Annotated in this window: 9 protein-coding genes, 1 tRNA gene and 1 pseudogene; 8 read left to right on the top strand and 3 right to left on the bottom strand. The window is 55.8% G+C overall.

Annotated elements, in window-relative coordinates; all coding sequences use genetic code 11:
* The 3 genes from recG to IAE50_RS11320 all read left to right on the top strand — a co-directional run bounded on the left by recG (position 1) and on the right by IAE50_RS11320 (position 5,438).
* A complete protein-coding gene (gene recG, locus IAE50_RS11330) occupies positions 1–2,082 on the top strand; it encodes an ATP-dependent DNA helicase RecG (RefSeq protein ID WP_200134854.1) in 2,082 nt (693 codons plus the stop codon).
* A 125-nt stretch (positions 2,083–2,207) separates the two neighbouring features.
* A complete protein-coding gene (locus tag IAE50_RS11325; RefSeq protein ID WP_200580287.1) occupies positions 2,208–3,593 on the top strand; it encodes an NCS2 family protein in 1,386 nt (461 codons plus the stop codon).
* Positions 3,594–3,716: 123 nt separating this feature from the next.
* Positions 3,717–5,438 (top strand): AsmA family protein, encoded by a 1,722-nt coding sequence (locus IAE50_RS11320; RefSeq protein WP_200580331.1) that lies wholly within the window; start codon positions 3,717–3,719, stop codon positions 5,436–5,438.
* A 184-nt stretch (positions 5,439–5,622) separates the two neighbouring features.
* Here the strand turns inward: IAE50_RS11320 and yicI are convergent, their stop codons facing one another.
* Both yicI and IAE50_RS11310 read right to left on the bottom strand, forming a co-directional pair.
* Entirely contained in the window at positions 5,623–7,941 is a 2,319-nt protein-coding gene (gene yicI / locus IAE50_RS11315; protein WP_200580286.1) for an alpha-xylosidase, read from the bottom strand.
* Positions 7,942–7,951: 10 nt separating this feature from the next.
* Positions 7,952–9,343: a glycoside-pentoside-hexuronide family transporter gene (locus IAE50_RS11310; protein ID WP_200580285.1), complete on the bottom strand. Its 1,392-nt coding sequence runs from the start codon at positions 9,341–9,343 to the stop codon at positions 7,952–7,954.
* A gap of 286 nt (positions 9,344–9,629) precedes the next feature.
* Between IAE50_RS11310 and IAE50_RS11305 the strand changes: the two genes are divergently transcribed.
* The 5 genes and pseudogenes from IAE50_RS11305 to IAE50_RS11290 all read left to right on the top strand — a co-directional run bounded on the left by IAE50_RS11305 (position 9,630) and on the right by IAE50_RS11290 (position 13,919).
* Positions 9,630–9,724: transfer RNA gene (locus IAE50_RS11305), tRNA-Sec, on the top strand.
* A 151-nt stretch (positions 9,725–9,875) separates the two neighbouring features.
* Positions 9,876–10,063 (top strand): annotated as a pseudogene (gene rhuM / locus IAE50_RS25995) (RhuM family protein); the annotation flags it as partial.
* Between the two features lie 244 nt (positions 10,064–10,307).
* Positions 10,308–10,898 carry an N-acetyltransferase gene (locus IAE50_RS11300; protein ID WP_200580284.1) on the top strand — a complete coding sequence of 197 codons (591 nt, stop codon included), beginning with the start codon at positions 10,308–10,310 and terminating at the stop codon, positions 10,896–10,898.
* A gap of 251 nt (positions 10,899–11,149) precedes the next feature.
* Entirely contained in the window at positions 11,150–12,643 is a 1,494-nt protein-coding gene (locus tag IAE50_RS11295) for a pyridoxal-dependent decarboxylase (protein WP_225975678.1), read from the top strand.
* 217 nt (positions 12,644–12,860) lie between these two features.
* Entirely contained in the window at positions 12,861–13,919 is a 1,059-nt protein-coding gene (locus IAE50_RS11290) for an AbrB family transcriptional regulator (protein WP_042715033.1), read from the top strand.
* Positions 13,920–14,091: 172 nt separating this feature from the next.
* On the opposite strand, the gene IAE50_RS11285 is transcribed toward IAE50_RS11290, so the two are convergent.
* The gene (locus IAE50_RS11285) at positions 14,092–14,310 is read right to left on the bottom strand and encodes an AbrB/MazE/SpoVT family DNA-binding domain-containing protein (protein WP_094422710.1); all 219 of its coding nucleotides are present in this window, start codon (positions 14,308–14,310) and stop codon (positions 14,092–14,094) included.
* Positions 14,311–14,364: the final 54 nt, after the last annotated feature.

The following is a 14,364-nucleotide window of genomic DNA, read 5'->3' as shown; positions in this document are numbered from 1 at the left end:
ATGAAAGGGAAGCTGCTCGATGCGGTGCCACTGAGTTCATTGACCGGCGTTGGCGCGGCGCAGAGCAGCAAGCTGGCGAAAATTGGCCTGCACACCGTTCAGGATCTGCTGTTACACCTTCCCCTGCGTTACGAAGATCGAACCCAACTCTACCCCATTGCCGACCTGCTGCCGGGCATTTACGCCACGGTAGAAGGCGAAGTGCTGAACTGTAACGTCACGTTCGGCGGTCGCCGGATGATGACCTGTCAGATAAGCGACGGCTCCGGCATGCTGACCATGCGCTTTTTCAACTTCAACGCGGCGATGAAAAACAGCCTTGCGGTTGGCCGCCGCGTGCTGGCTTATGGCGAAGCGAAACGCGGAAAGTATGGCGCGGAGATGATCCACCCGGAGTATAAGGTGCAGGGCGATCTCAGCACTCCGGAGCTTCAGGAGACGCTGACGCCGGTCTACCCAACGACCGAAGGCGTTAAGCAGGCTACGCTGCGCAAATTAACCGATCAGGCGCTGGAGCTGCTGGCAACCTGCGCCATCAGTGAACTGCTACCGCCGGAGCTGGCGCAGGGATTGATGAGCCTGCCGGAGGCGCTGCATACGCTGCATCGCCCGCCGCCTTCGCTGCAATTAAGCGAACTGGAGAGCGGGCAGCATCCCGCCCAGCGTCGGCTGATTCTTGAAGAGCTACTGGCCCATAACCTGAGCATGCTGGCGCTACGCGCCGGTGCGCAGCGTTACCATGCGCAGTCGCTCGCCGCTAACGATACGTTAAAAGATCAACTGCTCGCCTCCCTGCCCTTTAAACCAACCGGCGCACAGGCGCGGGTGGTGGCGGAAATTGAACGCGATATGGCGCTGGATATGCCGATGATGCGCCTGGTCCAGGGCGACGTCGGCTCAGGTAAAACGCTGGTGGCCGCGCTCGCGGCGCTACGCGCAATCGCCAATGGCAAGCAGGTGGCGATGATGGCGCCGACCGAACTGCTGGCAGAGCAGCACGCCAATAACTTCCGCGCGTGGTTTGCGCCGCTCGGTATCGAAGTTGGCTGGCTGGCGGGTAAGCAGAAAGGTAAAGCCCGCCAGGCACAGCAAGAGGCGATTGCCAGCGGTCAGGTGCAGATGATCGTCGGCACCCACGCTATTTTCCAGGAGCAGGTGCAGTTTAACGGTCTGGCGCTGGTGATCATTGATGAGCAGCACCGCTTTGGCGTCCACCAGCGGCTGGCGCTGTGGGAAAAGGGGCAGCAGCAGGGCTTTCACCCCCATCAATTGATTATGACCGCCACGCCAATCCCGCGAACGCTGGCGATGACGGCCTATGCCGATCTCGATACCTCGGTGATTGATGAACTACCGCCGGGCCGTACGCCGGTGACCACGGTCGCCATTCCCGATACACGTCGCAGCGAGATTATCGATCGCGTCCGCAGCGCCTGCACCGGCGAAGGTCGCCAGGCTTACTGGGTCTGTACGCTGATTGAAGAGTCGGATCTGCTGGAAGCCCAGGCCGCGGAAGCGACCTGGGAAGAGTTAAAGCTGGCTCTGCCGGAGCTGAACGTTGGGCTGGTACATGGCCGCATGAAGCCGACCGAGAAACAGGCGGTGATGCAGGCCTTTAAACAGGGCGAGCTGCATCTGCTGGTGGCCACCACGGTGATTGAAGTTGGCGTGGATGTGCCGAACTCCAGCCTGATGATTATTGAAAACCCCGAACGTCTCGGTCTTGCGCAACTCCACCAGCTGCGCGGGCGCGTCGGACGTGGCGCGGTGGCCTCACACTGTGTGCTGCTCTACAAATCCCCGCTGTCGAAAACCGCGCAAAAGCGCCTGCAGGTGCTGCGCGACAGCAACGACGGCTTTGTGATTGCGCAAAAAGATCTCGAGATCCGCGGCCCGGGCGAGCTGCTGGGCACCCGCCAGACCGGCAATGCCGAATTTAAAGTGGCCGATCTGCTGCGCGACCAGGCAATGATCCCCGAAGTTCAGCGCGTTGCGCGCCATATTCACGAACGTTACCCGCAGCTGGCAGAAGCGCTGATTGACCGCTGGATGCCGGAAACCGAACGCTACTCCAACGCCTGATTTTTAGAACCTGATGGTGTGAGATCAACCTCCGTTAGAAAAGTATGCTTCCAGCCAAAGCAACCGTTTGCTTTTACCATTCAGTCCGATAAAATCAGCGCTTTTCCATCAGGGGATAGCTTGAGATGTCCGTAAACACCATCGAGTCGGAAAATGCGCAACCGGTTGCGAAGACTCAACCCAGCGAATTGATCTACCGCCTTGAAGATCGTCCCCCGCTGCCGCAAACACTGTTTGCTGCGCTGCAACACCTGCTGGCAATGTTCGTTGGCGTGATCACGCCCGCGCTGCTGATCTGCCAGGCGCTGGGTTTACCGGCTCAGGACACTCAACATATTCTCAGCATGTCGCTCTTCGCTTCCGGCGTCGCGTCGCTGATTCAAATTAAAACCTGGGGCCCGGTCGGCTCCGGGCTGCTCTCAATCCAGGGCACCAGCTTTAACTTCGTGGCACCGCTGATTATGGGCGGCACGGCGCTGAAAACCGGCGGTGCCGATGTGCCGACGATGATGGCGGCGCTGTTTGGCACCTTGATGCTGGCAAGCTGCACCGAGATGGTTATCTCGCGTATTCTGCCGCTGGCGCGCCGCATTATCACCCCGCTGGTTTCCGGTGTGGTGGTGATGATTATCGGCCTGTCGCTGATTCAGGTTGGGCTGACCTCCGTCGGTGGCGGCTTCGCGGCAATGGGCAATCACACCTTCGGCGCGCCGAAAAACCTGCTGCTGGCAGGCGTGGTGCTAGGGCTGATTATCCTGCTTAACCGCCAGCGCAACCCCTATCTGCGCATTGCCTCACTGGTGATAGCGATGGCGGTCGGTTATGTGCTGGCGATGTTTATGGGCATGCTGCCGGAGTACAACGCGCCGGAGAGTACCTTTATGGTACCGACGCCGCTCTATTACGGCCTGAGCATTGACTGGAGCTTGCTGCTGCCGCTGATGCTGGTCTTTATGATCACCTCCCTGGAGACCATCGGCGATATCACTGCCACTTCCGACGTCTCTGAACAGCCTGTTACCGGCCCGCTCTACATGAAGCGGCTGAAGGGTGGCGTGCTGGCAAATGGTCTTAACTCTTTTGTCTCTGCGGTGTTCAATACCTTTCCCAACTCCTGCTTTGGCCAGAATAACGGCGTGATCCAGCTGACCGGCGTCGCCAGCCGTTATATCGGCTTCTTTATCGCGGTGATGCTGATGGTGCTCGGCCTCTTCCCGGCGGTGAGCGCGTTTGTGCAGCAGTTACCGGAGCCAGTACTCGGCGGAGCCACGCTGGTGATGTTTGGCACTATCGCCGCCTCCGGCGTGCGCATTGTCTCCCGTGAACCACTCAACCGCCGCGCGATCCTGATTATCGCGCTGTCGCTGGCGGTGGGTTTAGGCGTGTCGCAGCAGCCGCAGATCCTGCAATTTGCGCCGGACTGGCTGAAAAACTTGCTCTCCTCCGGCATCGCAGCAGGCGGGATCACCGCTATCGTCCTGAACCTCATCTTCCCACCGGAAAAAGAGTAAATTGCCTCGCGCGGCAACTGAGTATCTTCTGTTGCCGCAGCAATTTCCTTTCATCATTCCTCCCTTGAGCATCGCGCACAATTCGTGCATAACTCCCTTACGGTCACGTGAGGGAGGAAGATGATGAAATTTCTTGGGAAGCTGCTGTTAGCGGTCGTTATTATCCTGTTTGTGCTGCTGCTGGCGGCCTACTTTCTGCTGCAAACCCGCTGGGGCGCAACGCAAGCGAGCCAGTGGATCAGCGACAACAGCGATTATCACCTCACCTTTGACGCCATTGACCACCGCTTCTCTTCCCCTTCTCATCTGGTATTGAAAGGCGTCAGCTTCGGCCGCAAAGGCCAGCCAGCAACGCTGGAGGCGAAAATGGTCGATATCGGCCTCAGCAGCCGACAACTCACCGACCCGCTGCATGCCGACACCATTCTGCTACAGGACGGTACGCTTAACCTCTCCCCAACCGCCGCGCCGCTGCCTTTCCAGGCAGATCGCCTGCAACTGCGCAACATGGCTTTTAACAGCCCGGCAACTGGCTGGGAGTTAAGCGCGCAGCGCGTTACCGGTGGTATCTCACCCTGGCAGCCAGCGGCAGGTAATGTGATCGGCAGTAAAGCACAGTTGCAGATGAGCGCCGGTTCGCTGACGTTAAATGGCGTTCCCGCCAGTAACGTGCTGATTCAGGGCAGTATTGATAAAGATGTGGTGACCTTAACCACTATCGGTGCTGATATGGCGCGCGGCTCGCTCACGGGTGATGCAAAGCGCAGCGCCGATGGCAGTTGGGTGGTGAATAATCTGCGTCTTAACGATATTCGTCTGCAAAGCGATAAGTCGTTGCAGGATTTCTTTGCCCCGCTCACCACCCTGCCTTCGCTGAAAATCGGCCGTGTGGAAGTGACCGACGCCACGTTGCAGGGGCCTGAGTGGGCAGTGACCGACCTCGATCTTAGCCTGCGCAACCTGACCTTCAAGAAGGGCGACTGGGAGAGCGAAGAGGGCAAACTGTCGATGAATGCCAGCGAGTTTATCTACGGTTCGCTGCACTTTTTCGACCCGATTCTGAATGCCAGCTTCTCCCCGCAGGGCATCGCGCTGCAGCAGTTCACCTCCCGCTGGGAAAACGGCATGGTGCGCACCTCCGGTAACTGGTACCGCACAGGCAAGGCGCTAGTGCTGGATGATGCGGCGTTTGCCGGGCTGGAATACACGCTGCCGGCGAACTGGAAACAGCTGTGGATGGACGATCTGCCCCCATGGCTGAACAGCCTGGTGCTGAAAAAATTCAGCGCCAGCCGCAACCTGGTGATTGATATCGATCCGACATTCCCGTGGCAGCTCACCGCGCTGGATGGCTATGGCAACAATTTGCAGCTGGTGCGCGAACGGAAATGGGGTGTCTGGAGTGGGAATGCGAAGCTAAACGCTGCCGCAGGCACCTTTAACCGCGTCGATGTGCGCCGCCCTTCGCTGGCGCTGAATGCCAATAGCAACACGGTCAATATCACCGAACTTAGCGCCTTTACCGGCCAGGGGCTGCTGGAAGCGAGAGCGGTGGTAGCGCAAACCCCGGATCGCAGCGTCAATGTCAGCCTCAACGGGCGCGGCGTGCCGGTCAATGTATTGCAGGCGTGGGGCTGGCCCGCATTGCCGATTGATGGCGAAGGCAATTTGCAGTTAACCGCCAGCGGCCAGGTGCGCGCCGAAGCGCCGTTAAAACCCTCCGTCAATGGCGAGTTACAGGCGGTCAACGCGCATAAACAGCAGATTAAGCAGAGCATGCACGGCGGCACGGTTAGCAGCGCGGGTGCCGTTGCGCCAGCCGCCGCGCCGCAGGCGACGCCGTAAACCCGTGCCGGATGGCGCTGCGCTTATCCGGCCTACTTTTGACCTTCCCCTTGTAGGCCCGGTAAGCGTTAGCGCCACCGGGCAGCTCCTGCACCATTGCCGGATGGCGCTGCGCTTATCCGGCCTACGTTTGACCCTCCCCTTGTAGGCCCGGTAAGCGTTAGCGCCACCGGGCAATCTGCGTTTAGAGGGTGATATAAACTTCGGTGCCCTGCGGGGTAATGACCAAACCAGTTTCACTTTTGCTTGCCGTCGCTCCCTGCAGATGGGTTATCTGCATAATATTGCGCAGGCATAGCGTCCAGTTTTTGCCTTCGCCATCAGCCCGCACGGTAATCACAGCGCCTTCACGTTTGGCTGATAAACGGAAAACGCTCTCGCCGCGGCTATCCGGCACCTCACACACAGCTTCGCGCCCATCGTCGAGTTGAAAGAGCTGGAACGCGGTGCCCTGATGCCAGGTGTAATCGGGTCGCTGATCGTTATCGCCCAGCGCCAGTAGCGTATTGTCGCGAACGTAGACCGGCAAGCTCATAAAGCCATGCCGCTGTTTGTGCCAACGGCTACCGTCGAGGAGGTCGTTATGCCACAGGTGCGTCCAGCGCCCTTCCGGCAGGTAAAACTGCACCTCGCCCGCTTCGCTGAACACCGGCGCGACCAGCAGGGCGTCGCCGAGCATATACTGGCGGTCAAGGTAATCGCAGGCCGGATCGTCCGGGAAAGCCAGCATCATTGCGCGCATCATCGGCACACCGGATTCGTTTGCTGCTACCGCCTGCCGGTAGAGATAGGGCATCAGGCGGCATTTCAGCTGCGTGAAAAAGCGCACCACATCGCAGGACTCGTCATCGTAAGCCCACGGCACCCGATAGGATTTGCTGCCATGCAGGCGGCTGTGGCTGGAGAGTAAGCCGAACGCACACCAGCGCTTATAGACATGCGCAGGCGCGGTATTCTCGAAGCCACCGATATCATGGCTCCAGAAACCAAAGCCGGAAAGACCAATGGATAACCCGCCGCGCAGGCTTTCCGCCATTGATTCATAGGTGGCATAGCAGTCGCCGCCCCAGTGCACCGGAAACTGTTGCGCGCCGACGGAGGCCGAGCGGGCAAACAGCACCGCTTCCTTCTCACCCACGCTCTCTTTCAGCACGTTCCACACCAGCTCGTTGTAAATATAGGCGTAGTGGTTATGCATTTTTTGCGGGCAGGCGCCGTTGTGCCACACGACATCCGTTGGGATGCGCTCGCCGAAATCGGTTTTAAAACAGTCGACACCCATTGCCACCAGCGCGTTAAGCTTATCGGCATACCACTGGCAGGCTTGCGGGTTGGTGAAGTCATAAATCGCCAGCCCCGGCTGCCATTTATCCCACTGCCATATCGAGCCGTCCGCCCGTTTCAGCAGATAGCCTTTCTCTTTCAGTTCGCGGAACAGCGGGGATTTTTGTCCGATGTAGGGATTTATCCAGACACAGATTTTTAGCCCACGCTCCTTCAGGCGTTTGATCATCCCTGCCGGATCCGGGAAGGTCACCGGGTCCCACTCAAAATCGCACCACTGGAAAGCCTTCATCCAGAAGCAGTCGAAGTGAAAAACATGCAGCGGCAGTTGGCGCTCAGCCATACCGTCGATAAAGCTGTTTACGGTCGCTTCGTCGTAGTTGGTGGTAAAAGAGGTGGTGAGCCACAGGCCGAACGACCACGCCGGTGGCAGCGCCGGGCGGCCGGTGAAGCGGGTGTAGCGGTTTAGCACCGCTTGCGGTGTTGGGCCGTCAATGACGAAGTACTCAAGCGACTCCCCCTCAACGCTGAACTGCACTTTGGAGACTTTCTCCGAACCGATTTCAAACTCCACCGCCTGCGGATGATTGACCAGCACGCCGTAGCCCCGGTTGGTGAGATAGAAGGGAATGTTTTTATAGGCTTGTTCGGTGCTGGTGCCGCCATCGCGGTTCCAGGTTTCCACAGATTGCCCGTTCCGCACCAGCGCCGTGAAGCGCTCGCCCAGGCCATAAACCGTTTCACCAACGCCCAGATCCAGCCGTTCGAAAACGTAATTGCGCCCGCTGTTACCATCCTGCACGTAGCCGCTGTTTTTAAGCTGGCTGCCGGTGATGCGCTCGCCGTTGCGCAGAAAATCAATGGCCCACGCTTCGCCTTTCGTCACCCGAACGGCCAGCGCGCCGCTGCGTAGCTCGGCATACGTCTGTGTGTTATCTATCGCGACAGCCACATCTTGCGCAATGTTGAGCGGGAAATGCGGACCTTTCTCTGTGCCGCCCTCAAAGTGCGCGATACGTACACCGATAATGCCCTCCTGCGGCGAGAAGAAGCGCAGCGTAAAGAGCGGCGTATCCAGTTGCCAGGTGCGCTCGCGCACGTCGCGCGGGGCGGCATACACCACCATCTCACTCCCCTGCAGGTCAACATCAAATACCTGAATCGGATTGATTAATGTCAGGCCGGGCTGGATAAGCCAGTTGCCATCACTGATCTTCATACGTTGCTCCTTACAGTAACTCTTCCCGGGGTGAAATATTGCCGAACCGCTTCTGGCTACGGTGTTCGCCGCGCGCCAGCTGCGCCACAATCGACTCCAGCAGGGGGGTTTTCAGGGTGTAGTAGCGTCTGGCGATAATGGCGCTGAGCAGATAACAGGCAGCCGGCACCAATGTGAATAGCGCGATGATGATGGTGAGCGTCATACTGTTTTGCCGCGGCGCGGCGGCTTCATAGCCACTGCCCGCCAGCGCCCAGCCAATCAGTGCGCCGCCAAGGGCGAGGCCGAGTTTCAGCACAAACAGCGTGCCCGCAAAGCTGATGCCGGTCAGACGCTTGCCGTTGCACCATTCGCCGTAATCGACGGTATCAGACATCATCACCCACTGGATCGGGGTGACCAGCTGGTGCAGCACGCCGATAACAAAGATAAAGGCGAACATGGTGAAGCTGGCCTGAATGGGGATAAAGAACATGCCGATGCTGAGCGGGGTGAGCGCGGCGTTGGTCCACCAGAAGATGGTGACTTTGCACTTCCAGTCGGTGAGCGGTTTCGCCAGCGCGCTGCCAATCAGGTTACCGACGCAGTAGGTTGTCAGGAAAGCAGTAAAGATGGCGGCATCGCCCATGATCCACGTGACGTAATACATCATCGCGCCGCCGCGCACGCACACCGCAAGAATGTTCAGGATGGTCAGTATCCCTACGATGCGCCACTGATCGTTTTGCCAGATATCGCGCAGATCTTCGCGCATGGAGGTGGTCGCTGGCGGTGCCTGGATGCGCTCTTTGGTGGTGAAAAAGCAGAATGCCAGCATCATAAATGCGATCACCGATAGCACGGCGATCCCGCCCTGAAAACCGACGACCTTATCCTCTGCGCCAATCAGCGTTACCAGCGGCATCATCAGTACCGTGGAGAGCATGCCCCCTGCGGTAGCCAGCACGAAGCGCCAGGATTGCAGAGAGATGCGCTGTTGCGGATCGTTGGTGATGACCCCGCCCAGCGCGCAGTAAGGAATATTCACGACGGTATAAAGCAGGGTGAGTAACGTATAGGTGACGGCGGCATAGAGCATCTTGCCGTTAAGGCTGAGATCCGGCGTGCTGTAAGCGAGCACGCAGACGATACCAAAAGGGAGCGCGCCAAAGATGATCCATGGCCGGAATTTGCCCCAGCGGCTGCGCGTACGGTCGGCGAGCAGCCCCATGCAGGGGTCGGAAACGGCATCCAGCGCACGCGCCAGCAGGAACATGGTGCCGACAAACCCGGCGGGAATGCCGAAAATATCGGTATAGAAGAACATCATGTAGAGCATGACGTTATCAAAGATGATGTGGCTGGCGGCATCGCCCATCCCGTAGCCAATCTTTTCTTTTACAGAAATAGCCTGACTGTCCATTTTTGTTTCCTTAACGCAGCAAAACCATGCCGATTGCGGTGTTAAGGGTTTTAATCGATCGCTTTACGGGCGGAAATTGCGATTTCTGGTTATTAAATTACGTTTATTCTTTTCTGTGATCGCGATTCCTTAACGTATGAAAAAAGCTAAGCAATGGAAAAGATAGAGATTTATCTTAAACGGTCGTCGAAAGGGAAAGCAGAATGTGAAAAATTACGGTGAGGGATGTGGTAAATCACTGAAAGTAGGTATAATGCGCCCCGCCTCCATGTAGCAATGCAGGCGCGGAAGATCGTCATCTCCGGTGAGGTGGCTGGACTTCAAATCCAGTTGGGGCCGCCAGCGGTCCCGGGCAGGTTCGACTCCTGTGATCTTCCGCCAAAATTAAGCCTCTGGTTGGCACATCGCTAAATATCACTTCTTATTTACACCATGCTTTTTGCAGCCTGAGCGCGTATTAAATTAATTAAGCGTCACGCTTGTTTTATTTTTCTTCGGCATCGTTCGCTAATCTTTCCAGTTCTTTTCTTCCTTTGATGAAGATCAGGCTCGCCGTCGTAAGCAAATCTTCCTCCGGACTGGCAAAAGAAGCTGGATCAATTTCTGCAATTTAATCATCGTGAGGATTTACGCGACGCAGGCAGGATAGGTAAAAAAAGCGGATCAAAAATGCTAGCTGAATATTTATTTTTCACCGAGCTACAGCGCCATTTAAAATAAGCAGGTAGTTAAAAATCGATAAACGCATCACTAAACCCCACTTAATTTTACCCTCTAAATAAAACAACAACTCCTCAATAATTATTTCTACCAATAGCAACATGCAGCCGGTAATTTATTTTCGGATGTTTCGTCACCCTCGCATTTATTAATCATGATATCTTTCTGCGCCATACCACCTCCTGAAATTAATAAGACGCATTAATAAAGCATTTATATCAATCCAACCAACCGAGGGAAAATAATGAATGTAAGGGATGCTACCTTTTCTGATATCGAGCTGATATGCGACCTGCTGGCCGAGGCATTTTATGACGATGTGCTTATTGAATCAGCCTTTCCGGCACCGGAAAGACGACGAGAGGCATTGCGCAGCTTTTTCAGGATCTATGCCGAAGTCGCGCTACGCAAAGGTGGCGTTATTATTGATGGAAATAATGTCGGCGCGCTAATGTATTTTCATTATGACTCAGAAAATATTACCGATGAGATCCTGTTCAAGCAGTTACGAGATGAATATAGTGCCGATTACGCCACCATGGCCTATTTAATGCACAAGCTGAGCGCTTATCATCCAACAACTCCCCACTTCTATATTTTCGTGCTCGCTATTCCTGGCCAGGATCGCGGCATGGACGTTATCAACGCGTTGATGTACCGGTTAATCCATTTACAGGATCAAGCAGGCGTGCCTTGCTATGCCGAATGTACGGCTGCGCGTGTGCAACGTCTTGCCGGGCGACTTGGCTTCAAACCCGCAGATTTCAAACTCTGCGTCGACGGTTTCCCTGAGCTCTACCCTATTTTAAGAGAACCGCAAAAAGCGCTCATTTAATACCACTCCACGCGCAAAGGATTGTGATGAATACTATTAATGAAGATCCAAAAAGACGAGCAAAGAAATATCAGGAAGTAGCCAACTCACTATTTCCTTCAGCCTTTTCTGATAACCATGATGCTCTTACTGAAAACATGACGCGTATTTCAGAGCATATAAACCGATTGCGTCCGCAGAATAATGGCCCGGCGTGGTTAGGTAATAGCGGTAAGCTTGACGTTGATTATAAAAGTGTCAGGGTTGCCGAAATGGCTGATAATTTACGCCAGTGCGAAGATGTTATTAACGAGACGGCAGCACTTTTTCACGGTATGCCGAACTGGGGCCATCCCTTAGCGATGTGCAATACCATCCCGCAGGGAAATACGGCCTCAGTTATTGCAGGCATGATCGCGCAGGTCTTCTCCCCTAATATTGTGTCGGGGGAGTACTCCTGGAACGTTCAACGCGCGGAACTGGAAAGCGGCGGGATGGTAGCAAACCTGATTGGCTGGGATGCGCAACGGGCTGGCGGTCTTTATACCTACGGCGGCTCCGGCTGCTGGACCTATCATCTCAAATATGCCCTGTCGCGCGTGCTACCTGGCTCCAGACGCGAAGGCGTTCGTACTAATGCGAAAGTCCTCTGTTCCCAGCAGGCGCACTTCACCATGCTCAACAGCACCGACTGGACCGGTCTCGGAACGGATAACATTATCTGCATCAAAACCGATCCAAAGACTAACGCCATGGATCTAAAAGATCTGGAAGCGGTGCTGATTGCGCTGCGGATGCAAAATATCCCGGTTGCGTCAGTGGTCTGTACGATGGGGACAACCGACGCTAATGCCTTCGATCCGGTGGCGGATGTGCGCCGCTTACTGGATCGCTATCGCAACGCCGCGCCATATGGCAAGGCGCTGCTCTACTGCGATGCGGTGACCAGCTGGTCATGGCTGGCCTTCCAGAAATATGACTTTGCCGCTAACCCGCTGCAGTTCACCGAAGCGCTACTGCCGATGATGAAGAGCAACGCCCGCGAACTGGAGAAGATGAAATACGCGGATGCCATTGGCATTGATTTCCATAAAGCGGGCTTTTCGCCCTACACCAGCAGCTTCTTTGCATATCGCGATGCCGGTGAGTTTGAAGCGCTGTTGCAGCGCCCGGGCTCGGCTTATTTGCAGTCCCGCACGGATTACAACCCTTACCACTACACGCTTGAAGTCTCGCGCGCGGCAACCGGCGCAGTCGCGGGCTGGGCGACGATGAAATACTTTGGCTATGAGGGCTTCCAGGCATGTCTGGGCTCGATCCTGGAAAATCATCTGGTGATGCGTAATCTGCTGCAAGCAGAGCCATCTACGGTGTGCGTCAATCCGCAGGATAATGGCATGGTCACCCTGCTGCGCATCTATCCGCAGGGAGTGAATGCCCAGCAGCAGTATCAACGTGAGCTGACCGATCCCGCGTATAAACCGCAGCTGTCGGCGCATAATCAGTTAACGCTGGCGATTGGCAATAAACTTTATGAATGGTTCCGCGAGGGCAAGCAGATCAACGGGATGTGTACGCCCTATATGAGCTTTACCACCGGTTTCTGCGTCACCGAGTACAACCGCGATGCGGCCGATCCGGAGGCCAAAGTGTTCGCCCTGAAAATCTACATTATGAATATGCACCTGACGCCGGAGCTGATGAAGCACGTGCTGGATTGCATTATGGCGGCACGGGACGAGGTCGTTGGGCAGGAATTCCAGTAATAAAAGATCTCTTTATTTTGTCGCCAGTAGTAATGCAGGGTGTAAATAATGTTTGATTTACACCCTTTTTATCTAAAAAGAGTCTCAGGTTTGCAGTCCACAGAGAGAGCGCTTACATTCCAATAATCTGATTTGCTCTTCAATTTATTGATTGCGGGAAGCGTATGTCATCCAGCCTATTTATTCATATTACGGCGACACAAAAGGATTGCCGTTAATGACCACGTTAACGCCCATATGGCGTAACTGGTTGCAGCTTATTACGCTCTCATTATTGTTGGTGGTGGTAATGGAGTGGCTCCATCTTCCCGCCGCCCTGCTGCTTGGCCCGATGTTCGCGGGCATTTTTCTCGCCATCAACGGCCGCCCGGTCACCATTAATAAACAGGGGTTTAGCGCCGCGCAAGCGGTGGTTGGCGCGATGATTGCGCACGCCATTCCGCCGTCGGTATTTGGTCGTATCGCCGCCGACTGGCCGCTGTTTGTGGTCTGTATTTTCTCCGTAATTTTCGCCAGCGCTATTCTCGGCTGGATAATGGCGAAACTGCAGGTTTTTCCCGGCTCGACCGCCATCTGGGGTTCATCGCCCGGCGCGGCGGCGGCGATGACAATAATGGCAGAGAGTTTTGGCGCCGATGTGCGGCTGGTGGCGTTTATGCAGTATCTGCGAGTAATGGTGGTGGCGCTGGTCGCGGTGCTGGTCACCCGCCTTGGCATGGGGGCAGAGAGCGCCGAGCATGCGGTGGCAACCTTTACGCTGTTCGCCCCGCTGCGCGCGTGGCCGTTTATCGCAACGTTAATGCTGATTGCCGTTGGTTTTCTAATTGCCCGACGGGTAAAGATGCCCTCCGGGCCGTTACTGATTACGCTCGCGCTGGGGATTATCGTTGAGGATAGCGGCCTTATGACGCTTGAGCTGCCACCGTGGCTGCTGGCGCTCTCTTACGCGCTTATCGGCTGGAGTATAGGCCTGCGCTTTACGCGCGAGATTGTGCGCTACGCCGCCCGCGCCCTGCCCCGCGTGCTGCTGTCGGTATTGACGCTGGTGACGATCTGCTGCGGTTTCGCCTTCCTGCTGGTGAAATTTGCCGGCATCGATCCGCTTACCGCCTACCTCGCCACCAGCCCCGGCGGGGCCGATACGGTGGCAATTATCGCCTCATCAAGCCATGTTGATATCGCCTTTGTGATGGCGATGCAGACCGGACGCTTTATTGTGGTGCTGATTACCGGCCCGGCGATCTCACGGTTTGTGGCGAAGCGGCTGGGAAAATAATTCGCTAGTGTGTTGTCCAGTCCTGCAACCTTAAGCCAGGGATACGCATAAATTCATGGGTGTTGTTAGTTTACGCATCTGCACATGATGCCCATTGAAAGCCTGGCGGAGGATTTCTGGCTTATTTTATAAGTCGAAAATTCAGAAGTTTGTATCAAGCATGATTTGAGCATCAAAACGCTTCTCTGTCCTGTTCGCCCGGCTGTTCCCGCGAAGGCATAAAATCTGGTGATGCGCTTTCATCGTCAAACCAGCTGTCCAACGCCGACATGATGATGCGCGAATTATCTACGGAAATGATATCGACCTGTTTCACGTCCGGCAGCGTCACCGCTTTGGGCGCGTGCATGGTCAGACGACGATTACTTTTGAAGACCGCTGTTTTTACCATTTACTGTTCCAGTGCTGAAATTTAATGCTTCGACAGTACCTACCAGCTATGGGG

The organism is Kosakonia sp. S42 (assembly GCF_016624785.1).
GTDB lineage: Bacteria > Pseudomonadota > Gammaproteobacteria > Enterobacterales > Enterobacteriaceae > Kosakonia > Kosakonia cowanii.
Note: the sequence above shows the minus strand (reverse complement) of the source record. Positions and strands in the feature narration are given on the sequence as shown.

Excerpts from the sequence above, each read along its gene's own strand:
- recG (WP_200134854.1), top strand. The coding sequence starts at position 1 with ATGAAAGGGAAGCTGCTCGATGCGGTGCCACTGAGTTCATTGACCGGC.
- IAE50_RS11325 (WP_200580287.1), top strand. The coding sequence starts at position 2,208 with ATGTCCGTAAACACCATCGAGTCGGAAAATGCGCAACCGGTTGCGAAG.
- IAE50_RS11320 (WP_200580331.1), top strand. The coding sequence starts at position 3,717 with ATGAAATTTCTTGGGAAGCTGCTGTTAGCGGTCGTTATTATCCTGTTT.
- yicI (WP_200580286.1), bottom strand. The coding sequence starts at position 7,941 with ATGAAGATCAGTGATGGCAACTGGCTTATCCAGCCCGGCCTGACATTA.
- IAE50_RS11310 (WP_200580285.1), bottom strand. The coding sequence starts at position 9,343 with ATGGACAGTCAGGCTATTTCTGTAAAAGAAAAGATTGGCTACGGGATG.
- IAE50_RS11300 (WP_200580284.1), top strand. The coding sequence starts at position 10,308 with ATGAATGTAAGGGATGCTACCTTTTCTGATATCGAGCTGATATGCGAC.
- IAE50_RS11295 (WP_225975678.1), top strand. The coding sequence starts at position 11,150 with ATGGCTGATAATTTACGCCAGTGCGAAGATGTTATTAACGAGACGGCA.
- IAE50_RS11290 (WP_042715033.1), top strand. The coding sequence starts at position 12,861 with ATGACCACGTTAACGCCCATATGGCGTAACTGGTTGCAGCTTATTACG.
- IAE50_RS11285 (WP_094422710.1), bottom strand. The coding sequence starts at position 14,310 with ATGGTAAAAACAGCGGTCTTCAAAAGTAATCGTCGTCTGACCATGCAC.